The organism is Pseudooceanicola sediminis (assembly GCF_003575965.1).
GTDB lineage: Bacteria > Pseudomonadota > Alphaproteobacteria > Rhodobacterales > Rhodobacteraceae > Pseudooceanicola > Pseudooceanicola sediminis.
The window spans coordinates 111,291-136,265 of record NZ_QWJJ01000007.1; the positions used below are offsets into that span (position 1 = coordinate 111,291).

18 protein-coding genes are annotated in these 24,975 nt (G+C 64.2%); 14 read left to right on the plus strand and 4 right to left on the minus strand.

The window, feature by feature from the left end:
- Positions 1–84: 84 nt before the first annotated feature.
- Positions 85–1,062, minus strand: a complete 978-nt coding sequence (locus tag DL237_RS09480) for a Bug family tripartite tricarboxylate transporter substrate binding protein (RefSeq protein WP_233544932.1) — start codon at positions 1,060–1,062, stop codon at positions 85–87.
- A gap of 187 nt (positions 1,063–1,249) precedes the next feature.
- Between DL237_RS09480 and DL237_RS09485 the strand changes: the two genes are divergently transcribed.
- From DL237_RS09485 to DL237_RS09550, 14 genes are all read left to right on the plus strand, one after another.
- Positions 1,250–2,023, plus strand: coding sequence for an enoyl-CoA hydratase/isomerase family protein (locus DL237_RS09485; RefSeq protein ID WP_119398817.1), 774 nt, complete (start codon positions 1,250–1,252; stop codon positions 2,021–2,023).
- A gap of 1 nt (position 2,024) precedes the next feature.
- Complete coding sequence (locus DL237_RS09490) at positions 2,025–4,157, plus strand: acetate--CoA ligase family protein (protein WP_119398818.1); 2,133 nt, start codon at positions 2,025–2,027, stop codon at positions 4,155–4,157.
- Positions 4,154–5,326, plus strand: coding sequence for an acyl-CoA dehydrogenase family protein (locus DL237_RS09495; RefSeq protein WP_119398819.1), 1,173 nt, complete (start codon positions 4,154–4,156; stop codon positions 5,324–5,326). The genes DL237_RS09490 and DL237_RS09495 overlap by 4 nt, the downstream gene beginning before the upstream one ends.
- A 3-nt stretch (positions 5,327–5,329) precedes the next feature.
- Positions 5,330–6,328 carry an acyl-CoA dehydrogenase family protein gene (locus DL237_RS09500; RefSeq protein ID WP_119398820.1) on the plus strand — a complete coding sequence of 333 codons (999 nt, stop codon included), beginning with the start codon at positions 5,330–5,332 and terminating at the stop codon, positions 6,326–6,328.
- On the plus strand, positions 6,318–7,070 hold the full coding sequence (locus tag DL237_RS09505) for an SDR family NAD(P)-dependent oxidoreductase (RefSeq protein ID WP_119398821.1): 753 nt from the start codon (positions 6,318–6,320) through the stop codon (positions 7,068–7,070). The genes DL237_RS09500 and DL237_RS09505 overlap by 11 nt, the downstream gene beginning before the upstream one ends.
- Before the next feature lie 21 nt (positions 7,071–7,091).
- On the plus strand, positions 7,092–8,324 hold the full coding sequence (locus DL237_RS09510) for an SDR family oxidoreductase (RefSeq protein WP_158585610.1): 1,233 nt from the start codon (positions 7,092–7,094) through the stop codon (positions 8,322–8,324).
- A 72-nt stretch (positions 8,325–8,396) separates the two neighbouring features.
- Positions 8,397–8,846, plus strand: a complete 450-nt coding sequence (locus DL237_RS09515) for a tripartite tricarboxylate transporter TctB family protein (protein WP_119398823.1) — start codon at positions 8,397–8,399, stop codon at positions 8,844–8,846.
- A 1-nt stretch (position 8,847) separates the two neighbouring features.
- Positions 8,848–10,368, plus strand: a complete 1,521-nt coding sequence (locus DL237_RS09520) for a tripartite tricarboxylate transporter permease (RefSeq protein WP_119398824.1) — start codon at positions 8,848–8,850, stop codon at positions 10,366–10,368.
- Positions 10,361–11,266, plus strand: a complete 906-nt coding sequence (locus DL237_RS09525; protein WP_119398825.1) for an SMP-30/gluconolactonase/LRE family protein — start codon at positions 10,361–10,363, stop codon at positions 11,264–11,266. The genes DL237_RS09520 and DL237_RS09525 overlap by 8 nt, the downstream gene beginning before the upstream one ends.
- Positions 11,263–12,474 carry a CaiB/BaiF CoA transferase family protein gene (locus tag DL237_RS09530; protein WP_119398826.1) on the plus strand — a complete coding sequence of 404 codons (1,212 nt, stop codon included), beginning with the start codon at positions 11,263–11,265 and terminating at the stop codon, positions 12,472–12,474. The genes DL237_RS09525 and DL237_RS09530 overlap by 4 nt, the downstream gene beginning before the upstream one ends.
- 21 nt (positions 12,475–12,495) lie before the next feature.
- A complete protein-coding gene (locus tag DL237_RS09535; protein ID WP_119398827.1) occupies positions 12,496–14,454 on the plus strand; it encodes a 3-hydroxyacyl-CoA dehydrogenase NAD-binding domain-containing protein in 1,959 nt (652 codons plus the stop codon).
- Positions 14,451–15,266 (plus strand): oxepin-CoA hydrolase, alternative type, encoded by an 816-nt coding sequence (locus DL237_RS09540; RefSeq protein WP_119398828.1) that lies wholly within the window; start codon positions 14,451–14,453, stop codon positions 15,264–15,266. Before DL237_RS09535 ends, DL237_RS09540 begins: the two co-directional genes overlap by 4 nt.
- Positions 15,263–16,417 (plus strand): acyl-CoA dehydrogenase family protein, encoded by a 1,155-nt coding sequence (locus DL237_RS09545; protein ID WP_119398829.1) that lies wholly within the window; start codon positions 15,263–15,265, stop codon positions 16,415–16,417. The genes DL237_RS09540 and DL237_RS09545 overlap by 4 nt, the downstream gene beginning before the upstream one ends.
- A gap of 23 nt (positions 16,418–16,440) precedes the next feature.
- Positions 16,441–17,508 (plus strand): alcohol dehydrogenase, encoded by a 1,068-nt coding sequence (locus DL237_RS09550; RefSeq protein ID WP_119398830.1) that lies wholly within the window; start codon positions 16,441–16,443, stop codon positions 17,506–17,508.
- Positions 17,509–17,707: 199 nt separating this feature from the next.
- On the opposite strand, the gene DL237_RS09555 is transcribed toward DL237_RS09550, so the two are convergent.
- The 3 genes from DL237_RS09555 to DL237_RS09565 are packed head-to-tail and all read right to left on the minus strand — an operon-like array spanning position 17,708 to position 24,842.
- The gene (locus DL237_RS09555) at positions 17,708–19,021 is read right to left on the minus strand and encodes an McrC family protein (protein WP_119398831.1); all 1,314 of its coding nucleotides are present in this window, start codon (positions 19,019–19,021) and stop codon (positions 17,708–17,710) included.
- Entirely contained in the window at positions 19,021–21,558 is a 2,538-nt protein-coding gene (locus DL237_RS09560) for an AAA family ATPase (RefSeq protein WP_199672034.1), read from the minus strand. Before DL237_RS09560 ends, DL237_RS09555 begins: the two co-directional genes overlap by 1 nt.
- A complete protein-coding gene (locus DL237_RS09565) occupies positions 21,555–24,842 on the minus strand; it encodes a TM0106 family RecB-like putative nuclease (RefSeq protein WP_119398832.1) in 3,288 nt (1,095 codons plus the stop codon). The genes DL237_RS09560 and DL237_RS09565 overlap by 4 nt, the downstream gene beginning before the upstream one ends.
- Positions 24,843–24,975 lie beyond the last annotated feature (133 nt).

Here is a 24,975-nt window from a genome sequence, read left to right on the forward strand (position 1 = left end):
TCGTGCGCATCGCGGCATCCCATGAACACAAAAAACCCCGAAGCCTGCGCTTCGGGGTTTTCCGTTGATTGCTTTGGCGCCGGATCAGTTCAACGAGATCTCATTCGCCTCGATCACGCCGCCCCAGAACTCCTTGTCCCAGTCCAGCTGTTCCTGCATCGCCTCGACACCGCCGACCTGCGGAGTGAGGCCAACCTTGATCATACGCTCCTGCAACGCTTCGTCGCTCATCGCGGTCTGAAGGGCAGCGCTCACGCGGGCGATCTCATCCTGCGGCGTGCCGGCCGGGGCCAGCAGTCCGAACCAGAAGGAGGACACCAGTTCCGGGTACCCCAGTTCGGTCGTGGTCGGGATGTCGGCGAACAGCGGATTGCGCTCGGGCGAGGAGATCGCCAAGATCTTCACGCTGCCTTCGTCCTGATACTTGATCAGCGAAATCGGGGTCGAGAAGTTCAGGTCGTTCTGCCCGTTCAGCAGGTCGGGGATCATCGACGGATTGTCGCGGTAGGCCACATCGATCATCGGCACGTTCAAGGCGCCTTGCAGGACCATGCCGAAAAGGTGCGTCACACTGCCGGGCCCAAGCGTCGCGTAGCGCAGCGGCTTGCCGCTGTCCTCGGCATAGGCCTTCAGCTCGTCGATGGTGTTCACGCCCATTTCGGCGGGCACGGTGACGGTCAGCGGGCCGCTCATCATGGTGCCGACGGGTTCGAAGCTATCCATGCTGAAGGGCAGGCCCTGGCGAAGCATGACGTTCAGAGACAGCGGACCCGTGGCACCGACAAAGTAGGTCAGACCGTCCGGACGAGCCGAGGCCGCGTAGTTCGCACCGATGATCCCGTTGGATCCCGGCTTGTTCTCGACCACCACCGGCTGGTCAAGCTCGGCGGCCATCTTCTCCCCCACTTCGCGCACGAGGCCGTCGATCAGGCCACCGCCACCATAGGGCACAACCAGCGTAACCGGATCACCCGACTGCGCAAACGTCACGGCTGGCGTCACCGCCAAAGCGGCAGCAACCCCAAGAGATTTAACGATATTTCTTCGATCAATACGGATCATGGCAATCCTCCTCCCATGGTCATCCAAGGCCTTCGCGCCCCGGAGTCGCCCTGACGCTAAGCGCTGACCGTCCGGTCAGTCAATCACAAAATCGACAAGAAAATTGTTGCGCACTCATCTTTCCGTTGCTACCTACATCAAGTGACTGACCGGTCGGTCAGCCCAAAAGTGTCAAAGGGAGGTTGACGTGTTCGACAAGCAGAATGTTCGTGTTGAGATGGATGGCATGGTGGCCCTGGTCACGCTGGCCCGCCCGCCCGTGAATGCTCTCGACCGCCTGACCCGGCGCGAAATCATCGACATCTTCGACGAGATTTCGCAACGCGACGACGTACGTTGCGCCGTATTGACCGCCGCTGGCAACACGTTCTGCGCGGGCGCGGACCTCAAGGACCGTCCCGATCCTGCGAACCCCGGGGATTTCCTGGAACACAATCGCATGACCCGCGAGACCGGCAATGCCATCAAGGAATGCTCCAAGCCCGTGGTCGCCGCCGTCAATGGTGCTGCCCTTGGCGCCGGCCTTGGCCTGATGGCCGCCTGCGACATCTTTTATGCCTCCGAGAATGCCGTCTTCGGCATGCCCGAGATCAACGTCGGCCTCGCCGGCGGTGCCTCGATGCTGCATTCGCTGTTCGGCCGCTCCACCACTCGCCGGATGTTCTTCACCGGGGTTCGCCTGTCGGCAGCCGAACTCAAGGCCCGTTCGATCATCGAGGAAGTCACCACCCCCGAGGCTCTGATCCCGACCGCGATGGACGTCGCGCAGGAGATCGCCTCGAAGGCGCCGCTGGCAATCAACTACGCCAAGCAGGCCGCGAACATGGTCGAAAACATGCCGCAGCGCGATGCCTACCGCCTGGAACAGAACTACACGATGGCCCTGTCGCGCACCGACGACGCCAAGGAGGCCCGCATGGCGTTCCTGGAAAAGCGTACGCCTGTCTTCAAGGGGCGCTGACATGACGACGACACCAAAGGGTCTGACGGCGATCTTTCAACCCCGCTCCATTGCCGTTGTCGGCGCTTCCTCGAACCCGAACAAGACAGGCGGCCGGCCGGTTCACATGCTGATCAAGCACGGTTTCGCCGGCCATATCTGGCCTGTGAACCCCAACGCCACAGAGATCCAGGGCCTGCCCGCCTTCGCCACGCTCGACTCGCTGACCGGCGTGCCTGACCTGATCCTGGTCGCGGTGCCCGGAGCCGGCGCCGTTGCTGTTCTTGAAAAGGCCGCCGAGATGGGCGTGCCCGCAGCAATCGTTCTCAGCGCCGGGTTTGCCGAAAGCGGACCCGAGGGCCTCGCCCTCCAGTCCCGCGTAACCGAGATCGCCGCGCAGTCCGGCATGCGGATCGTCGGACCGAACTGCCTTGGCGCCATCGGCGTCCGCGAACGCGCCATCGGCACCTTCTCGATCGCGCTGGAACAGGAGATGCCGCGGGTCGGTGGGATCTCAATCGTTTCGCAAAGCGGCAACATCGGCAGCGCCGCACTACGCCTTCTGGGCGAGAGCGGTGCCGGTCTGGCGCGTTTCGTCGCCACCGGGAACGAGGCCGACGTTCAGGCCGCCGACGCCATCGAGTGGCTGGCCGACGACGATGAAACGCGGGTGATTCTCTGCTGCCTCGAAACCTGTCGGGACGCAGGCCGCCTGACCGCGGCGCTGGATCGCGCGCGCGCCGCGGGCAAGCCGGTGATCGCGCTGAAGATCGGCGTCTCCGAGGCTGGCCAGCAGGCGGCCATGTCCCACACGGGTGGCCTTGCCGGCAGCGACCGGGTCTATGACGCCGTCTTCGCCCGCCATGGTGCCGTGCGTGTGCATTCCCTGGAAGAGCTGGCCCAGGTCGGCGCCGCCGCCGAGGCCAAGGGTACCCGTCGCATCGGCAGCCAGCCTTCCGTCGCGGTGATCGCCGCCTCGGGCGGCTTTGGCGTGATGATGGCCGATGCCGCCGCCGCCAACGGACTGGCCGTGAATCCGCTGGGCGAGGCAGCGCGCAGGCGCATCAACACCGCCCTTCCACTCGCCTCGGCCACCAACCCCATCGACGCCACCGCGCAGATGTCCGCCGACCCCGATATCCTGGGAGAGTTGCTGGACGCGGTGATGGAGGACGAGGCCAACTCGACCCTCTGCCTGATGCTGGCCCTCAGCATGGAAATCCCGCGCCTGCGCTCGGTCTTCACCGCCGCCCTGGCGGAGGTGACCCGCCGCCATCCTGATCGGACCCTCGTGGCCTGCGTTTCAGGCCCGGCGGATGCGGTGCAAGAGCTGTCGAACCTTGGTGTTGTCTGCTTTCCCACGATCGACGCGGCCATGGCCGGCATCGCCGCGCTTGGACGCATGGAAGCCATCGCCCAGGAAACACGCGCCCGCCTGCCGGAGATCACCCCGGCCGAACTTGACGCCGACGCCTGCCGCAACGAAGCCACCGCCCGCGCCACGCTGGCACGTACGGGCCTGCCCTTCGCGCAGGACATCACCGCCACCACCGCAGACGAGGCCGCCAGGGCCGCTGAGAGCATGGGCAGTGCCATGGCGATGAAGATCCTGTCGCCCGACATCCAGCACAAATCCGACATCGGCGGTGTCGAACTGGGCGTGATCGGCGCCGAGGCCGCCCGCGCCGCCTTCGACCGGATCATCGCCGCCGCTGCCGAACACGCCCCGAAGGCGGCGATCGACGGTGTGCTGATCTCACCGATGACCTCGGGCGGGACCGAGCTGATCCTGGGCACCACCACCGATCCGACGTTCGGCCCGGTGGTCATGGTCGGCCTCGGTGGCATCTTCGCCGAGATCTTCGAGGATACCTCGCTGCGGCTGGCGCCGGTTTCGCGCGCGGAAGCCGCCGAAATGCTGCGCGAGCTGCGTGCCTTTCCGCTGCTCGACGGCGCCCGGGGCCGTGCCCCTGCCGATCTTGAGGTGCTGGAACAGGCCATCGTCGACCTGTCGATCTTTGCAGCGCGCCACGCGGACGAGGTGGCCGAGATTGACATCAACCCGCTTCTGGCCCGCCCCAAAGGTCAGGGTGCCATCGCCCTGGATGCACTGATCATCCCCACCGTTACCCCCCGCCAGGAGTCCGCCGAATGACGACTGCCCCCAAAGACCCCGGCGCCTATGGCGCCATGGCCCGCACGTGGCTACAGCAGAACCTCACCGGCAACCTGCGCACTGACCGGGTGCACGAAACGCCTGCCACCCTGGACGAGCTGAAGGCCTTCGAGGCTGCCATGCATCGCGCCGGCCTGGCCGGGATCACCTGGCCCAAGGCCTATGGTGGCCACGGCCTGACCCTGCGCGAGCACCTGGAAGCCAACCGCGAGATAGGCCTGGCACCGGCGCCCAATGCCGTGAACTCGATCGGCAAGGAACTGGCCGGCCCGATCATCCAGGCGGTCGGCACCGAGGAACAAAAGCTGGAATACCTGCCAAAGATCCTGACCATGGAAAACGTCTGGTGCCAGGGCTTTTCCGAACCGGGCGCGGGCTCCGATCTGGCCGCGCTGCGCACCCGTGCGGACCGCACTTCGGATGGCTGGGTGGTCAATGGCCAGAAGATCTGGACCTCCGGCGCGTCCAAATCACAGCGCTGCCTGCTGCTGGCCCGGACCGGCGTGAAAGAAGACCGCCACAAGGGCCTGGTCCTGTTCGCCGTGCCGATGGATACCCCCGGCATCGACACCCGCGAGATCCGCTCGATCGAGGGGCACCGCCATTTCTGCGAGGTCTTTTTCAATGACGTGGTCGTTGACGAGGCCAACATGCTGGGCGCGCCCGACGAAGGCTGGAGCGCGGCGACACGCGTCCTCTCCATCGAACGCGCCAGCAACCGCATGTACCGCTCCTGGCGGTTCGAAAGCGAACTGGACCATCTGATCACCGCCTGCCGCAGCGACGCCCGAACCTATGCGATCCTGCAAGGCTATGCCCGTGATCTGGCAGAGGTAAGGATAGAGATCGAGCTGCTGAAGGGCCACGTGGAAACCCTGGTCGAGGCGCTGTTGGCGGGCGAGGAGATCGGCCCGAGCGGCAGCCTGCCCAAGCTCTACTGGTCGGAGGCGCACCAAAAATTCGCCCGGATCGCGGCGGAAATCGTGGCGCGCTTCCCCACCGATGCGGGCCAGCCCCTGCTGGACGCCAAGGCCCGGATGGAGGCGATCTACCTCGCCAGCCGCGCCGAGACGATCTATGCGGGCACCACCGAGATCCAGCTCGACATCATTGCCAAGCGCATCCTCAACCTGAAGAAGGCGGCCTGACCCATGTTCGACGATCTCGACCCCAAGGATTTCGAGGAAACCGCCCGCGAGGTCATGGAAGCCTGCGCGGCGACCGATGACCTCGCCGCCCGGGCCTCTACCCTGGCCGAGGCCGGCCTGCTGGGCGTCATCGCGCCCGAAGCGGTCGGTGGCCTGGGCCTGCCCGCGCGTTTCGCGGTACCGATCCTGGAAGCCGCCGGGGCGGGCCTGCTGGCCTTCCCCCTGATCGAAGCCATGCTGCTGAGCGAGGCGCTGGCCCATGCGCACCCCGAGATGGCAAGTGCCCTGGTCTCGGGTGAGACCATCGCCACCATCGCCTGGCTGGGCACCGAGGCCGACGGCATCGTCGCCGGTGCGCCCAGGGGCGAAGGGGCTGAACACCTGCTGGTCTTCCGCGCTGATGGCTCTGCGGTGCTGACGGAAACCGCCGGATTGTCCGCCCAGCTTTCCGATCAGCTCGACACCGATTTCGCCTCGGCCACCCTGCGCCTGGCCGGCCCGCTGACCGGCCTTGAACTCAGCCCCGACGCCGTTGCAACGCTGAAGGACAACGCCCAGATCCTGCGTGCAGCCTTCATCGCGGGGTCGACCGCCAGCTGCCTCAAGCAGGCCTGCGACCTCGCCCAGGACCGGGTGCAGTTCGGCCGTCTGTTGTCGTCCTACCAGGCCCTGCGTCACCGTCTGGCGCGCGACCTGCTGGCGCTGGAAACGATGCGCATGGGCGTGACCCGCGCGCTCTCCAACCCGGGCGAGGCCGCCCCAATGGCCCGCCGGGCCGCCTGGCTGGGCGCCGCCCGGATGGGTCCGGCCTGCGCCGAAAGCGCCATCCAGGTTTTCGGCGGCATGGGCTTCACCTGGGAGGTGCCGCTGCACCGCCACCTGCGCCAGATGCGCACCCTGGCCATCCAGGGCCAGGCCGCCGCAAGTGTCTCTGCCCTGGCCGAGACGCTGATCTCCGGCTCCAGCAACCAATGGTACGAAGAGGTTCCCGATGTCGTCTGACAGCAAATCCGTTCTCATCACAGGCGCTGGCCACGGCATTGGCAAGGCAACAGCGCAGCTCATGGCCGCGCGGGGTTGGACCGTCGGCGTCAACGACCTGAAACCCGAGTTCGCCGAAGAAGCCGTGGCCGCGATCACCGCCGCCGGAGGCCGTGCCTTCCCCGTGGTCCAGAACGTATCGACCTACGATGGGATCGAAGCGGCGATCAACGCCGTGGTCTCGGAAACCGGCCGCCTCGACGGGCTGGTCAACAATGCCGCATGGGTCCGCTACCAGCCGATCCCCGACATCATGCCGGAAACCGTCGAGCGGATGCTGGCCGTCGGTTTCACCGGGGTAATCTGGGCGACACAGCTTGCCGCGGCCGCCATGGACGAAACGCGCGGCGGTGCAATCGTCAACGTCGCCTCCGCCGCGGGCTTCCGTTCGGCGCCGCGCTCGATGGTCTATTCGGGCATCAAGGCGGGCGTCATGGGCATGACACGCGCCTCGGCCGTCGAACTGGGGCCCCGCAATATCCGCGTCAATGCCGTAGCTCCTTCTGCCGTGCCGACCGAAGGCACCGCCAAGCACCGCTCGGCCGAGCGGGACGCCAAGCGGATCGCCGACACGCCACTGGGTCGCCTCGGAACGGTCGAGGACATCGCCCGCGCCATCGGATACCTGCTGGGCGAGGAAAGCGACTTCATCACCGGCCAGGTCCTGTCCGCCGACGGCGGCATCGGCATCGCCATCACCTGAGGCCGCGACATGGGGGGAGACATGCAGGAGCAGCGGTCAAAAGTGGCGCTGGTGACGGGCGGAGCCTCGGGCATCGGCTGGGCGATCTGTGCCCGGCTGGCCCGCAAAGGATACCGCGTGGCGCTGGCTGACGTCGACCGCGCCAAGGCCCGCACCGCGCTTGGCACGCTGGGCTCGCAGCACGTCGACTTCCATGTCGACCTGACCGGCAAGGGCCAGGCGCGCCTGCTGCCGGATCGGGTCATGAAGGCCATGGGGCGGCTGGACCTGGTGATCAACAACGCCGGCATGACCGACAGCTCCGGGCGGGGCATTGCCTGCCTGCCTCAGGCCGATTTCGCGCGCCTCGTCGACCTGAACCTCGTCGCGCCAGAGCAGATCTGCAAGTCCGCCTGCGAACTGCTGCCCGAGGGCGGGCGGATCATCAATCTCTCGTCCGGCGCGGCCTATCGACCGCTGGCGCTGCGCGGGCCCTACAGTGCGACCAAGGCGGCAGTCACCGCGCTGACTGCCGCGCTTGATGCCCGTATCGCCCAACGCGGCATTCGAGTCAGTGCCGTCGCCCCCGGCTACACCCTGACCCCGCTGGTCGAGGAGCTGGCTGCCGCCGGTCGCGTCGACCTTGACCAGGTGGCCGCAGGCATTCCACTGGGCCGCATCGCCCTGCCCGGCGACATCGCCTCAGCCGTGGCCTTTCTGGCCTCGCCCGGCGGGGCCGCCCTCGGGGGGCAGACGCTGGTGGTGGATGGCGGCGGGCAGCTGGGCACCGCCCCAGATACCACCTGGCCACAGATTGGCAGGCATGCGCAGGGCGCGACGCTGCTGATCACCGATCAGCGGCTGAACGAGATCGAGGCCGACCTGCGCGCCAGTGCCCTGCCGACGGGGTTGCCCCTCGGCTGCGTCATCGACGCCCGGGGCCTGCAACGCGGGGAGCCCGCCGCCGCGGCCCTGACGCGCCTGCACGCCCTGGCCCGCGCCTGTGCCGGTCATGCCGCGCGCAGCACCGATTTTTCCCTGCTGGTCGTCTCGGCACAAGACGACACGCCCGCCGGACACGCCGCGACAGCCGCCACCGCGATGCTGGTGCGCACCCTGGCACTGGAATGGGCCCCGGCCCGGATTCGGGTGAACGCGCTGATCTGGCGCGGCACGCCGGACGAAACGCTTGGCAGTCTCTGCCGCTTCCTCTGCTCATCGGAAGCGGCCCTCGTGACGGGGCAATGCCTGGAGGGCGGCCCCTCGCCCCCGTAGAGACACCTGATCGGAACTGAGGCCCGCAGGGGGCACGACAGAAACTCACGCATAATTCGATGGGAGGCGAACATGCGATACGTCCTTGAAAGACTTGAAGACTACATCGCCGGGCTTGTGACCGGGGCGATCGGCACCTTCATCATCATCGAGGGGCTCAGCTACCGCATGGGCTCTCTCCACAGCATGGGGCCGGGCTATTTCCCGGTGATCCTTGGCGGGATCATGGTGTTGCTGGCGCTGTTCATGGTCCTTTCGGCCCAGCCGGAGAAAATGGCGCAGATCGGACCCGAAGACGGGCAACTGCGCGGCATGGCCTTTCTGGCCGCGGCCTTCGTGGGCTTCGCCCTGACGGTCGAGAACCTCGGCATGTTGGCCTCGGTCGCCATCGCGGTCTTCCTGGCCTCGCTGGCGAACCGCAAGACATCCCTCATCACCGCGCTGATCCTCGCCGTAGGCACCGCCGTCGTCTCGGCGCTGGTGTTCCGCGTCGGCCTTGGCCTCCAGATCAAGGCATTCTGACATGTCCACACTGATCAACGACCTCGCCCTGGGCCTCAGCGTTGCCGCATCGGTCGGCGGGCTGCTCTATTGTTTCCTGGGGGTCTTCCTCGGCACCGTGATCGGCGTGCTGCCGGGGATCGGCATCATGGCCACCCTCGCCATGCTGATGCCCATCACCTACCACATCGACCCCAACTATGCGCTGATCATGCTGGGCGGCATCTACTACGGCGCCTCCTATGGCGGCTCCACCGCCTCGATCCTGATGAACCTGCCGGGCACTGCAACCTCTGCGGTGACCGGCCTGGACGGCTACCCGATGGCCCAGCAGGGCCGTGCGGGTCAGGCGCTCTTCATGACGGCGATCGCTTCCTTCGTGGGGTCGCTCTTCGGTGTGCTGCTGCTGGTTACGCTTTCCGTCCCGCTGTCGCGCGTCGCGCTCAAGTTCGGCCCGCAAGAGTATGTCGCACTGATGGCCCTGGGCCTGATCGCGGCCTCGGTCATCGGATCGGGGCGCACCGTGCGCTCGCTGGCGTCGGTCTCCCTCGGTCTGGCCCTGGGCCTGATCGGGCTGGACCTCAACAGCGGCGTGGCGCGGTTCACCTTCGGTCAGACCGTGCTCTTTGACGGGCTGCCGCTGGTCGCCGTGGCCATCGGCCTGTTCGGCCTGCCCGAGATCATCGCCAACGCCGGGCGCACCACCACGCCCAAGGTGAACCAGGACAAGATCCGTCTGCGCGACATGCTGCCCACCCGATCCGACTGGCGCCGCTCCGGCATGCCGATGGTGCGCGGATCCGGCATCGGCGCTTTCTTCGGCGCCCTGCCCGGCACCGGCGGCCTGGTCGCCACCTTCGTCTCCTACGCGGTCGAGGCCCGTTGCAGCCGCCACCCCGAGGAGTTCGGCAAGGGCGCCATCGAAGGCGTCGTGGCCCCCGAGGCGGCCAACAACGCCGCGGTCCAGGCAGCCTTCATCCCGACCCTCAGCCTGGGCATCCCGGGTGATCCGGTGATGGCGATCATGCTGGGCGTGATGATGGTCCACGGTATCCTGCCGGGCCCGGACGTAATCCAGACCTCTCCCGACCTGTTCTGGGGTCTGATCGTCAGCTTCGTAATCGGCAACCTGATGCTGCTGGTGCTGAACCTGCCTCTGGTCGGCCTGTGGGTGCGGATGCTGCGCATTCCCTACACCCTGCTGTTCCCGGTCATCGTCGCACTGACCTGCATCGGGATCTACAGCGTCAACTACCAGGTGACGGATGTTTTCGTGCTGCTGGCCTTCGGCTTCCTCGGGTTGGGCATGAAGGCCCTGCGCTTCGAAGTTGCGCCGCTGCTTCTGGGCTTTGTCCTGGGTCCGATGATCGAGGAGTACTTCCGCCGCGCCCTGATCGTGTCCGGCGGGGACATGATGTCCTTTCTGGACCGCCCCATCGCGGGAACGATCACCGTGATCACCGGCGCCTTGCTGGTCTGGGCCCTGGCCAATGCCGCCTGGAAGCAGCTCCGCCCACGCAACCGCCGGAGCAGCAATGCCTGAAGCGCGCTCTGACCTCTCGGTGGACGGGCTGACCGTCCACCGCATCTCGACCGCTCCGGCCGACCTAGGGGAAAGTCCGCTGTGGATGGACGACACCCTGTGGTGGATCGACGGCGTGGCGGGACGGATTCACTGCCTTGACGGACGCGCATTCGACCTGGGTGGCCACATCGGTGGCATCGCCCCGGCCTCTGGCGGGGGGCTGATCTTGTCGCGTGATCACGAGGTCCTGCGCTTCGATCCCGCGACCGCAGAGACCACGTCCTTGCTGACGTTGGCGGGCGCGGACCCCCTGATGCGACTGAACGACGTAAAGCTGGACCGGCAGGGGCGTTTCCTCTGCGCCGGGATGGGACGCGACGGCACCGGGCGCGGCGCCCTGCACCAGCTCGACGGCGTGGGCCGGCACCGGGTGCTGCACCGGGGTATCCGGATCGGCAACGGCCTCTGCCTCTCGCCCGATGGCACAACGCTCTACCTGGCCGATACGCCGGAACGCAGCATCCTGGCCTGCGACTACACCCCCGAAACGGGCAAGACCGGACCCTTCCGGTTGCACGTGGACACCGGCCAACACGGCTCCGGCGTCGATGGCGCGACGGTGGATGCGGCGGGCAACCTCTGGGCCGCGATGATCCACAGCGCGCAGATCGCCTGTTTCGCGCCGGATGGCCGCCTGATCCGCCAGGTCCCGGCCCCCACCGACCTGCCCAGCAGCCTGGCGTTCGGTGGCCCCGCCCGCGACCGGCTGTTCGTCACGTCCATCCGCGATTCCGGCACCGGCAGGGCCGTCTCCTCCCATCCCGACGGAGGCCATGTCTTCGCCCTCGACGGTCTCGGCGCTGCAGGCTTGCCAGAGGCCGTCTTCACGCCCCATTCCGAAGGAACAGTCCCATGAACGACGCAACCGCAGAGACCTTCGGCCCGCTCGCCGGGCTGCGTGTCCTCGACATCGCCACCATCATCGCCGCGCCCTTCGCCGCCTCGCTGCTGGCCGATTTCGGCGCCGAAGTGACCAAGTTCGAGATCCCCGGCCAAGGCGACGGGCTGCGCGCCTTCCCGCCCTTCCGGGATCAGAAGTCCCTGTGGTGGAAGGTCACCAACCGCGGCAAGCGCTACGGCACACTGGACCTGCGCCGCCCCGAGGGGCTGGAGGTGATGAAACGCATGATCGCCCAGACCGACGTGCTGATCGAGAACTTCCGCGCCGGTACGCTGGCCCGCTGGGGTCTCGACCGTGAGACCCTGTGGGCGATCAATCCGAACCTGGTGATCCTGCGCGTCACCGCCTTCGGCCAGACCGGTCCGCGCGCCAACCAGGGCGGCTTTGCCCGCATCTTCGAGGCCATGGGCGGGCTGACCCATATCACCGGCATGGCCGATGGCGACCCGGTCCACCCCGGCTATCCCATCGCGGATGCCTTCGGCGGGCTCTTCGGTGCCTTCTCGATCATGGCCGCGCTCTATGGCGTGGTGAAGAACGGCACCAAGGGCGAAGAGATCGACCTGGCCCTGACCGAAGCCACCTTTCGGCTGCTGGAAAACCTGGCCATCGAATACGACCAGCTGGGCCAGGTGCGCGCACGCGACGGCAACAACAACCAATACACCGCCCCCGCCAATGTCTTCCGCACCTCCGACGGGCGCTTCGTCACCGTCACCGGCTCCACCAATTCGATGTTCGCCGCGAACATGCGCGCCATCGGCCGGGACGAGCTGATCGAGGATCCGCGCTTCAAGACCAACCGCGACCGGATGGAGTACCGCCAAGAGCTGGACGGCATCTTCCGCGACTACATGGACAGGCACACCCTGGACGAGACGCTGGCGGACTTCACCCGCGAAGGCGGCGCGATCGGGCCCATCTACTCGGTAGAGCAGATCTTCGAGGACCCACAGGTACAGGCCCGTGAGGTGGTCACCCCGGTGAAGGACGAGGACTTCGGCACGGTCCGCATGCAGAACGTCGTGCCCCGATTGACCAACAACCCCGGCCAGATCCGCTGGGCCGCGAAATCCCTGGGTGCAGATACCGACTCCATCCTGAAGGACCTCGGCTATTCGCCCGAAGACATCGCCCGCCACCGCGCCAACGGCATCATCTGACCTCAGCCCCGAGAGGACACCATGGATACTCTGACCCAGCCGCTCGTCCGCAGCGTCACCGAAGACGGCATTGCCACCCTGACCATCGACCGCCCACCGGCAAACGCCCTGTCCCAGGACCTGCGCGCGGCAATTCTGGCCGCATTGGACCACGCGGCGGCCGATACCGGCGTCGAAGGGGTCATCCTCGCCTGCGCCGGCAAGACCTTCATCGCCGGCGCCGAGATTTCCGAACTCGGTCTGCCGCTCTCGCCCACGCTGCCCGAAGTGCTTGAACGCATCGAGGGGCTGGGCAAGCCGGTCGCCGCGGCGTTGCACGGCACCGCTCTGGGCGGCGGTTTCGAGGTGGCGCTGGCCTGCGGTCTGCGCGTGGCGCGCGCCGACAGCAAGATCGGCCTGCCCGAGGTGCGCCTTGGCATCCTGCCCGGATCCGGCGGTACCGTCCGCGCCACCCGCCTGGCGGGCGCCGAAGTGGCCCAGACCCTCGCGGGCAGCGGAGAGATGATGCCCGTCGAAACCGCGCTGACCCATGGCCTCGTCGACGAGGTGGTGCCGGGCGATCCTGTGGAGGCCGCCGCCGCGCGCCTGCGCGCCTTGATCGCGGACGGCACCCCGCCCGCACTGGTGCGCAACCGCATGCCCGCCATCGCCGCCGATACCGACCAGCTGGAGTTGCTGGCCGCCGCGCAGCAGCGCAAGCTGCGCGCGCCCACGCCGCGCGTGGTGTTGCAGTCCATCCTCAACGCCCAGAGCCTACCCTTCGACGAGGCGCTGACCAAGGAGCGCGAGATCTTTCTCGACGCCGTTGCCTCGCCCACCTCGGCGGCGCTGCGCCACCTGTTCTTCGCCGAACGCGCTGCGGCGAAATCCGGGATCGACCGCTCCGTCGCGGCGCGCGGCATCTCTTCCGTCTGCGTCATCGGCGCAGGGACCATGGGACGCGGAATTGCCATGGCCTTTGCCGATGCGGGCTTCTCCGTCACCCTCTGCGACCTGTCCCAGGACGCCTTGGACGCCGCGCTGGCAGCGATCGGAACGCTCTACGACGGCATGGCCGCCAAGGGTCGCATCGCCGCCTCCGACGCCGAGGGCCGCAAGGCCCGGATCGCGACCACCACCGACCTGGCGACCCAGATCGACTGTGACCTGTTCGTCGAAGCCGCGTTCGAGGACATGGGCGTGAAGAAATCACTCTTTGCCCAGCTCGATGCCGTGGCGAAACCCGGCGCGATCCTGGCGACCAATACCTCCTATCTGAACGTGAACGAGATCGCTGCGGCCACCTCTCGCCCGCAGGACGTGCTGGGCCTGCATTTCTTTTCTCCGGCCAACATCATGAAGCTGCTTGAGGTCGTCCAGACCACAGCGACCGCGCCGGACGTGCTGCAGACCGCCAGCCTGCTGGCCAAGCGACTGAACAAGCAGGCCGTGACGGTCGGCGTCTGCCGCGGCTTCGTCGGCAACCGCATGCTGCAAGCCCGCAACCGCGCCGTGCCGCAACTGTTGTGCGAAGGCGCGACACCTGCCCAGATCGACGAGGCGTTCCGCGCGCTCGGCTGGCCCATGGGCCCGTGCGAGGTGCAGGACCTTTCCGGCCTCGATATCGCCTGGCGGATGCGCAAGGCCGAAGGGCTGAGCGAACCCGTGGCCGATACGCTCTGCGAACGCGGGCGCCTGGGCCAGAAAGCGGGCAAGGGCTGGTACGACTACGTCGACGGCAAAAAGCAGCCCTCTGACGAAGTGTACGAGGTGGTCGCCGCGATCGCCACGGGTCAGGGCATCCGCCAGCGCCAGATCACTGCAGAAGAAATCATCGCCCGCACCCATGACCCGATGATTGCCGAGGGCGAGGCCCTGCTGGCCGAGGGCATCGCCCGCAGCCGCGACGACATCGACGTGGTCTGGGTCAACGGCTACGGCTTTCCGCGCGCCCTGGGCGGCCCGATGTACTGGGATGCGAACGGGAGGCCCAAGGCGTGAGCAAGATCACCGAAATTCGCAGCGAAGAGGCCCGGCCAGGCATCCTCCAGATCACCCTGGACGGTGCCGCGACCCGCAACTCCATCGGGCGCGACCAATACGATGCCCTGCGCGCGGCGCTGGTCGACGCCGGCACCCGGACAGACCTGCGCGCCGTGGTTCTGACCGGCGCCGGGGGCTTCTTCAGCTCGGGCGGCAATGTCTCGGCGCTCAAGCAAGGTCGCGCCCTGCCCCTGTCGGAAGTGATGAAGAACACCGATTCCTTAGGTGCGATGATCCTGGCGCTGCGCAACTGCCCTCTGCCGGTGATCGGCGCGGTCGAGGGGGGTGCGGCGGGCCTCGGCCTGGCGCTGGCTCTGTCCTGCGACATGCTCGTGGCGTCGGAGACCGCGAAATTCACCGCCGCCTACGTCAAGATCGGCCTCACACCCGACGGCGGCACCACCCATTTCCTGCGCGAGGCCCTGCCACGCCAGCTGGTCAGCGAAATGTGCCTGCTGGGGCGCCCCATGCCCGCCACCCGCCTGCACCAGGCCGGCACCATCAACACCCTCGCCCCCGAGGGCGGCAGCCTTGAGGCCGCGATGGAGCTGGCCATCGACTGTGCCCGCGGCCCCCGCACTGCCATGGGCGCCATCAAGGCCGAGATCGAGGCCGCACCGCTGAACGGCCTGGCCGCCCAGTTGGACCTCGAGGCGCGTGGCATCAACGCCGCCCGCTACGGTGACGAGGCAGGCGAAGGCCTTGCCGCCTTCCTGGAAAAGCGCGCGCCCAATTTCTCGCCGAACGACCGAGAAGGAGACAGCCGATGATCCGCGACCCCAAAGCTCTCGACGCACTGATTTCCGGCGTGCATGACTGGGTGCGCAGCACCGCCCACCCCGCCGAAGACCTCGTTGACGAGCGTGACGAGGTGCCGGCCGAAATCGTCGCCGACATGGCCGAGCGCGGCTATTTCGGCTGGTCCATTCCCGAGGAATATGGCGGCCTTGGCCTGACCACCGAAGAACTGGTCATGGGTGCGATGGAGCTGTCGCAATGCGCCGTGGCCTTTCGCGCCCGGGTCGGCACCAACACCGGCATCGGCTCCGAGGCGCTGGTGGCAGATGGCACCGACTGGCAGAAACGGACCTACCTGCCGCTGCTGGCAAAAGGCGAGATGACGGGCAGCTTCGCGCTGACCGAACCCGAGGCCGGATCGGACGCCTCGGCGCTGACGACCTCTGCTCGGCGCGATGGTGATGACTACATCCTGGACGGGATGAAGTGCTACATCACCAACGCGCCGATTGCCGACCTGTTCACCGTCATGGCCCGCACCGCCCCCGACACGCCCGGCGCACGCGGCGTGTCGGCCTTTCTGGTGGAACGCACCATGCCCGGCCTGACCACCTCGGCGGGCTACAAGATGATGGGCCAGCGTGGCTCGCCCGTCGGCGAAGTGCATCTGGACGGCGTCCGTGTCCCCGCCCGCAACCTGATCGGCGGAGAAGAGGGTCAGGGCTTCCGCACCGCGATGAAGGTGTTGAACAAGCAACGCATCCACCTGGCCGCACTTTGCACCGGCCCGGCGATCCGAATGCTGGACATGGCGATGCATCACGCCGAAAGCCGCCACCAGTCCGGCCGCGCCATCGCCGATTTTCAACTGGTCGCCGCCCTGCTGGCCGATTGCCGCACCGATATCGAGGCCGCCCGCGCCCTGGTCCTGCAAACCGCCCGCGCCCGGGACCAGGGGCGCGACATCGCGCTCGAGGCCTCGATCTGCAAGTACTTCGCCTCCGAGGCCTGCGGCCGTGTTGCGGATCGCTGCGTGCAGGTGTTCGGCGGTGCAGGCTACGTGGCCAACCACAGCAGCATTGAGCGCTATTACCGCGATATTCGGCTGTTCCGCCTCTACGAGGGCACCAGCCAGATCCACCAGCTCAACATCATGAAACAGATGCGCCGCGCCCGGGCGTAGCCGCGACAGAAAGGACACCCCACATGCAGTGCCAATGCATCCAGCACTTCGGCCAGCCGCTGATCCAGGACGAACGCCCTGACATGACCCCGACCGGAACCGAGGTGATCCTGGAGGTCACGGCCGCCGGCGTCTGCCACACCGACCTGCACATGCGCGAAGGCGGTGTCGACCTGGGCCGTGGAGAGCGCCTGAACTACGCGGATCGCGGTATCAAGCTGCCACTGACCGTAGGGCATGAAACGGTGGGCCGCGTGATCGCTGCCGGTCCCGACGCGGGCGAGATCGACATGACCCGCAACTACGTCGTCTTTCCCTGGTGCGGCTGCGGTGCCTGCGACGTCTGCCGCCAAGGAGATGAGAACCTCTGCGCCACACCGCGCTACCTGGGCATCCACGTGGATGGCGGCTATGCCACCCAGCTGCGGATCGCCCATCCCCGCTACCTGTTCGACATCGGCGACCTGGACCCGGCGCGTGCCGCTCCGCTGGCCTGCTCGGGGCTGACGACGTTCTCGGCACTGAAAAAGCTGGGGGACAGCTATTTCGACCAGCCGCCGCTGCTGATCGGTGCCGGCGGCCTGGGCTTGATGTGTATCCGGCTCCTGGCCGCTCTGGGCGCCAAGGCCCCTGTCGTGGCCGACATCGACCCGGCCAAACGCGCCGCCGCGCTGGAGGCTGGGGCTGCCGCCGTGATCGACCCCGCGTCGCCCGATGTCCTGTCCGAGATCGCCAGTGCCTGCGGCGGCACCCCGCCCCGCGCCATTCTTGACTTCGTCGGTGCCGAGGCAACTGCCAAGCTCGCCTTCAACGCTCTGGCGCGCAATGGCAAGCTGGTCACAGTCGGCCTCTTCGGCGGGGCGGCCCCCTGGTCTCTGCCCATGATCACCCTGAAATCCGTACATATCATGGGCAGCTACGTCGGCTCCCTGACCGAGTTCGCCGAGCTGATCGAGATCGCCCGCAGCGGCGCCATCGATGCGATCCCCAGCACCGTCTTCCCGCTCGACAAGGCCGAAGAGACGCTCAACCTGCTGGAAGAGGGCAAGATCGTCGGGCGCGCGGTCCTGTCCCCGGCAACGCAGGTTTAAAAGGCTAGAAGTGTAAATGGCTATGCCGGGCACGTTTTCTCGTTCTCGGCATCACCCCGGTTAACCATGACGCGCTGCCAAGACAAGGCCACCCAAGGCGGCTCAATCGGAACCACTGAAGATTCAGGTTGGCGGAGGGGATGGGCCCGACGTCGAACCTTCTCCACCCTGCAAGACATTGAAAAGGCTGGAAGGTCCGTTACGTTGAAAGCTCAGATACTGGCTCATCCCCGAGAAGTAGACTTCGCAGTCGGTCAAGTACGCATACACCATTTGCCACATCAATGCTTGCAGTCTCCAGGATTGTCTCGTGACCGGTTATTCGGTGTCGAGCGTGAACAAGCTCTGTTGCACCCAGCCCCGGATGATGAGGATACAGAAGGGTAAGACGCGGCGCGCGGTAAAGCTGCGCATAGGCCATCATCTGGTAGACATCGCCTTGTGAGACGCCCTGTTTTGGATCGTCGATCCGGGAGGAGATCTTCTTCCACTTGGTGTCAATTACATGAGTTACGGTGCCAGCACGGCGGATCAGGATATCTGGCTTAGTCTGGAAGAGCCCTCGCTCGGTCGATTCTGCGGAAAGGCAGAACAGACGCCCGCCCTGAAGGGAAACCGTCAGGTCCGCCCCAGCCAGTGCCCGGGAAATCAGACGCCCGACATATTCCTCGAACAGTGTGTTCATCTCAAACAGCAGCGCTGTTCCCTGCCCCGCGCCACCAGTCGTCGTCTGATATCGGCCCTCTAGGAAGAGACGGGCCATGCTCAGAAGCTCCCGCCACCGGCGATTGGTACGGTCGATCACCACGTCATCCCACCGCAATTCCGAGGGCGAAATATCCGCGATGTCCGCATACACAAAAGCCAGTTCTCGTAGCCACTGTTGATTTCCCGTACTCCGAGACCTCCGAGAAAGGTGCAACACGGCGGCTTTCATGATCCGATTCAACGACGTGTCTTCCGACAAGACGTCAAATCGGCATGCGAGACGGGAAGGATTGACTGCGTATCGCGTGAACTGGCGTGCTACGTCCAACCTGCCGCGCAAGGCGGAAAGATCGTCCTCTTGCTCGACATAGCGGCGCGGCATTCCTTTCCGGACGGCCTCGGTAAGTTTGTCGCAAAAGATCCGGATCAGGATTTCAAGTAAGGTTTCTCGCTGCCACGCTAATTCTGTTATCGATCCGAGATCGAGTTTCAGATTTAGAGCGACGGCCAGCATGTGGATCAGACGTTTCCTGATCGCCGCATTCTGCTGTTCGACATTCCCTGTCGTCCCTACGTCAATCTTGGGCAGGATCTCGAGACTACAATTCGCGGTGGCCAAGATACCGACGACACCTCTTGCGCGCAGAGCATGCCGTCCATGCTCGAGCACCCCGCTGCCGCCCTTTCCAGCGAAGGGTGAGCGCCTGGCCAAAGCCGCAAGCTGATCCGCGAAATGTGCTGGGATTTGCCCGTCATCGTCACCATAGGCGAGCTTCTCCCATTCGCGAACGGTATAGGATTGCATCAAGCCTCAAACTCCGAAAAGTCGAAGTCTGCCTTCACGTTCCAACGAAATTTGTCACCGTTGATGTCATCTTCGGGCATCCCCTTCGGTGGCTTAAGGCCGGCAGATTCAAGGAAGTGTTCTTTGGCCATTCCCGGTCCGTCACCCAACACCGCGGCGACCTTGGCCCAATCCTCGTAGAAGTACTCAGCCAACAAAGGGATTACCTTGTGGCGCATTACGTCTTCTACGTCCGCCCGACTGTGGCAGCTGGTAAAATAGGCATGTCCTATCTGATGTTCGCGATCAAACAGATATTCGATGCGCTCATTGATCGTTGACAGAAGAGCGCGAAGGTTGATGCCGCCGACATCCTCAGAAAGAACTGTCGGGTCGGGCATCAACTCCTGAAACGTGAAACGGCGGCGCAACGCTGTGTCGAGCAGTGCGATGGAGCGATCCGCTGTGTTCATCGTACCCACGATGTGTAGATTGGGCGGCACCCCAAATCGCTTCTTGGAATATGGCAGTTGAACACGAACTTCATTCTGCGCGCCCAATCGTTTGTCCTGTTCAAGCAAAGTGATGAGTTCGCCGAAAACCTTGGAAATGTTCGCGCGGTTGATCTCGTCGATGATCAGAACATAGTCCCGGCCCACTTTGCCTCGGAGAGATGTGTCTTCGCCGAAAGTGATCTCTTCAAGCGCATCCCAATCGATTAACGACTGGTTCAGCTTGTAGACCGAATGTCGCCTGAACCCATTGGGGTAAAATCTGCTGCGATCGGTTCCCTCATCGCTGCGCCAGAGCCACTCCATTTTGCGCCGGTGGAGGTGATAGGTCGCATCAGGATCGAAGTAATACTCACCAGAAACCTGGCCGAATGCCTGGATACGGTCACGACCATCCGAAATCACGACATAGTCGCCCACTTGCATATCAGCCCTAAAAGAGAAGGTGCAGACGATGTTTCCGTCATGACCACTGGCTTCTGGGTTCTTCTTCGACCTCCATTCAGCGAAAATCTCGTTGAATTCGTCAAACCGCTCATCAGACCAATCGATGTCTTCGCCCCACCCAAGATGGATCAGATCGTTATCGAGGCCATATCGGATCCTTTCATCTTCGACATGTCGTCTGCCAAGAGCTACCTTAAAAACGCGCGCAGAACGGTCTAGGCGTTGCGTTCCAGCGCTTTCGCCCTGATCAAGCCTTGCACGTTCACTGATCCGTTTGAAAATACCCTCATGGCATTTCAGCCGAAAGCCCGTTCCGCCCGCTGTTTCATCAGGACCTTCAAGGTCATCGTCGCCGGTACTCGGCCGCATGCCCTCGACGAATTCTTCGTATGACAAGGATTGATGAAAGGTCAGGAACTCTATTCGCCCCTCATTCGCGAGACGCCGATACTCAGCAGTTAATGCGTCTCTATCATCTTTGAGCACCGCAGCGGACTCGGCTCCGACACAGAGCCGCACCGCTTCCCATGCAGTCTGATACGTCTTGCCCGTGCCCGGCGGGCCATAGAGGATCAAGTTTACGGCGGAAGGCGAAGCTGCATTGTTTGTGTCGGTCACGGTGTCCGCCTCCGGTTGGGAATTGAGCGTATATGTAAATATGGTCGAGCTGCTTGGGTTTGGCTCGGTACTTGTGGGCGGCGGAACCTGCGCAAGATTCTGCAACTTTTCACCGCCCAAGGCCTGGCAGATGTTCGGGAAGGCGTCCTTCAGCCCAATTGCCGCTGCAAGGTCGCCCGCGCGGATGGAGACCTCCCTGGCTGCATTTTCCCGGGCAGGTTCGATGAAATAGTTCAGGGCGCAGAGTCTGATCCGATCAGCGCCTTCCATCAGGTGCTCGTAGCGTTCAGGTCGCTCGATCGGCTGATCGTTTTGGTCAATGATAATGAAACCGGCGTTGTGAAGACGCGCAGCAGCATCCGACTTCTGTCCCCAACCGCCGTTTAGCTCTGTCTTGTTCAGAATGAAACCAATCAGCGACTTAGTTGGATAGACGCGATTTTCGCGCTCACGGGTGGAACGTACCCAATAATCACGCGGTTCCCCAAATGCACTAAAGATTTCGCGATGAGCTCCATCCTTACGGAAACTGTCATAAGCATCCATCGCGGCTTCGATCTCACGTCGACTTAAACCGCCCTCAACACTGCGTATTGCCTGAACCTCGGAATACCATTTGAGAAACTTCTCCAATTCTTGCTGAGTTTCAACAAACACACTCATTTGCTGCCCCGGATATATTCGGGATCCTTTGAATTTGTAGGCGGAACTCTGAAATTGACGATCTGTTGGTTCTGACGCCAAAAATGAGGTCACTTGCGCCCAGGGCAATTCCGCCCCTGCAGGCCTACTCTCGCAAACGATCTTGACCTGGTGGGCATAGCCACGAGATTTTGTGTCATTGATTTCGACTGCGAAAACCCTGTCAGACTGAGTTTTGAATACAATAGCCTTGGTCGCGCGCGCAGTGGAGCTTAAACGTGTTAGACGGCCTGCATCTGCTAGCGATTGCACGAAATTCAGAGCATCTTCACTGTTCATATAGTTCCCCAGAACGTTTCGAGAGCACACAGTGTATTCACCAGCTGCATTTGCTCAACAGTATTGCACTTAGCCTCACGCAATCGCGGCGCTCCAAATACCAATGCGAGGCCCTTGGCGCGTGACACCGCGACATTGATGCGGTTCAGCGAAAACAGAAACTCCATCCCGCGCGAGGTTTCTTCGGCGGAAGATGCAGTCATGGACACCAGGCAAACTGGCGCCTCTTGCCCCTGAAACTTGTCCACGGTTCCAACGCGGACGCTTGAAGGAAGCGCATCGCGGAGCGCGTTTACCTGAGCGTTGTACGGAGCGACGACAATGATGTCCGTCTCGCGCATCGGCCGCGTGCTGCCGTCCTTCTCCTTCCAGCTGCTGTCAAGGAGGTCAGTGACGGTTTTGCCAATAGCGGCGACTTCTTCCTGTGCGATCTGTGCATTGCCCTCATGCGGAACCGGCACCCAGAAAGCTCCGGCTTCGGGAAGCGCCGTGCCTGTCACGCATTGGTTAGCCGTATCAGGATGGCTGCTCAGTCGGCCTTCATACACCTGTTCCGAGACAAACCGACAGACCTCCGGATGCATGCGCCGGGATGTGGGAAGGAAGATGCCCCGCTCGGCTGGAACCGTCGCATGCTCACCGAGCATCCAATCCAGGCATGACAGGTTCGCAGGCTCGAGATGTGCCCCTTGGATGACCTGCGGCAACTGCCGCGGGTCGCCCACAAGTACGATGTTTCGCGCGGCACGCCCCATGGCGGCCATGTTGGCAAGTCCGACCTGGCCTGCCTCGTCCACGAACAGCCAATCAAAGGCCTGAACATTTTCGTCGCGCGAGAAGAACCACGCGGTGCCGCCCACGACATGCCCGCCGTTGGCGGCCTCTGCGTTGTCGGTCGTACGATGAACATCGCAATCTTCCGGATAACCATCCTCGCTGCCAGAAACCTTGTGCACGAGTTCGAGATTGATCGGCAGGTCTTCGTCTTCCAACGCTGAAAGACAGCCCATCAGCACATTCCTGATAGCCTCGTGGCTGTTGGATGCGACGCCGACGCGATGGCCCTTGCGCACCAAAGACAGGATCGCGCGTGCACTCACATAGGTCTTGCCGGTACCAGGTGGCCCCTGAATCGGCAGGACAGTTTCATCCATGTCATTCACCACGGCAATAGTGCCCTCTACAGGGTCTGCCCCGCCCAAAAGATCGCCTCGTGGGCCAGAGCCCAGACGCGGTGCAGCGCGCGACAGCAGGTCGTCCACCGCCGTGTACCGGCGCGCGCCGCACTGATCGGCGATCACATCGCGCAAAGCACCGGCAATGACACCCGTCTGGATCGGCCAGTCCGGATGCAGCGTCAGTTGATCCGCCAAGAGGTCGGCTTTGCCTGGACCTGCCTTGACCGTGATCTGACGAGCGCGGCGATCCATGGACTCGATCCCGACAGTAGTAGGAGGGCTGTCAAACACCGGAACCGTCGCTTTCTTGCCGCTCCGCAGTTTCGTTTCCTGTTCGGGATAGGTGTATCGGCGCGCGAAGGAACGCTTGACGGGTTCGACAGGACCTGCTGCTTCGAGCCCTCCAAGCGCATCGAGATCGTCGAGCAGATCATCTTCGTCCTTCGCAGCACTATCGAACACGGCCCATTGCGCGGGCTTAACCTCGCGGCTGTGAAAGACGCCTAGGTTAAACAGCATATCCTGCCGCGCCTCGGGCAAGCCGGACCCTGCCAGCATGTTTCGCAATGCTTGCGTATCGGCATCCTCTTCGATCTCTTTTTCTCCGGCGTCCGGGGCAAGGGTCGGCCAAGGGCCGGAGGGTCGGATGCCTACCAGCCAGTCGCGCAATTCCTCGGTCGAGATACAATCGACGCGGTTGTAATCCTCGATCTCGTCCAGAATCTGCTGGTCCTGCGTTTCGCGCCAGCGCTCATATGCCACGACCGAGCCACCCGCCGTCTTGACCTCACCGTCGCGCTTGCGGTCGTAAAAAGCCTCCATCGATTTGATGGAATAGTTCGGTTCCGATCCGATCAGCCCGCCGCGGACCACGGCAAACAGATCGACGAAGCGGCGTTCCCGGAGCAGCCGGTCAAGGAAAGCCTCTCCGATCCCGTATTTCGTGGTCAGGCGTTTGAGCGCTGTGATCTCGTAGGGCGCGTAGTGATAGATGCGCGCAGTGGGGTACTGCGAAATCCGCGCGCGAAAAAACGCCAGCAAGTCGGACAATGCCCGCGCTTCTGCGTCGTGGTCATGGGCCCAGAACGCCTTGAACGCCCCGTCGAACCAGATGCCGTGCAGGTATTCGAGGCCGCCCTCGTAGTGTGGATCGCCTTCAATGTCGTAGAACAAGTCGCCCGGCTGCGGTTCCGGCAACAGGTCAAAGCCCTTGCTAGGCTCGGGCGCCCGTAGTTCGAAATCTGGCTCCCCAGTTTTACGGGCCTGCTGCAGGCGGGCCTGCGTGACCAAACGGGCCTGGGTGTTTTCGGCCATTCCGCGCACTGGGTGATCCAACGTCGAGAGAGCCTCCAATGTGTGAACACCCGCAGCTTCGAGTTTTTTCACCTGACCACGACTTATATTTGCGACATTGAACAAGCTGTCTTCGGCCTGCCAGACGCTGTTGCAATGATCAGCCCAGCGGCACAGACCGCAATCGGCACATGGCACCGGGCGTGTCGGCTGCGGATCAGCGATGAAAGCTTCCAACCGTTCGCGGGCCATTCGAGCATAGGCCGCGTAATCCGCCAGACGCAGCGTCGCGCGCGTGCCGTCGCCCAATTCGACATGCGCAAACTCGGGCACCACCCCCTGAATTTCCGCCAGCAGATCGGAATACAGCACCAGCTGAAGCACATGTTTGGGATCGGCACGACGTTTCAGCTTGGTGTCCGCCACCTCATAGCTGAACGACCCAAGCGCCGAGGGTGTCTCGACACGTTCCAGGAAGTCGGACCAGCCGCCCCAGTTCCCCGACAGAAACGCGCCCTGAAACACGACATCCGGACCAGCGGCGAGTGCCGCGCGCGTGGCCTCGGCGTTTTCACTAAGCTTGCCACGCTCGATTTCCATAACTGTGCGTCCGGCCTCCTTGAGGCGTGCAAGATGCGCCGCCTCGTGCGCATCGCCCTGTTTTTGCAACAGTGCCGCGTCCTCGGTGTCGTCGCCCGGCTCCGGGCCCGTTCCGCGCATATGTGCCAGATCAAGGGTGGTCGCATGTGCGCAGCCTGTGAAGCGCATGAGATCCGTGGCGGACAAAAATATGCGACCGTCGAGATCCCTCATGGCTACTCCATTACCTATGCAAATCAATCTCCAAGGGAATCACCTCGACAGACCGCAAGGTCATCAATACCGTTTGAGGGTGTCAATTTCTGGCATGGAGATCAAATGTCTTTTGCAAAAGCGCAGGATTTGC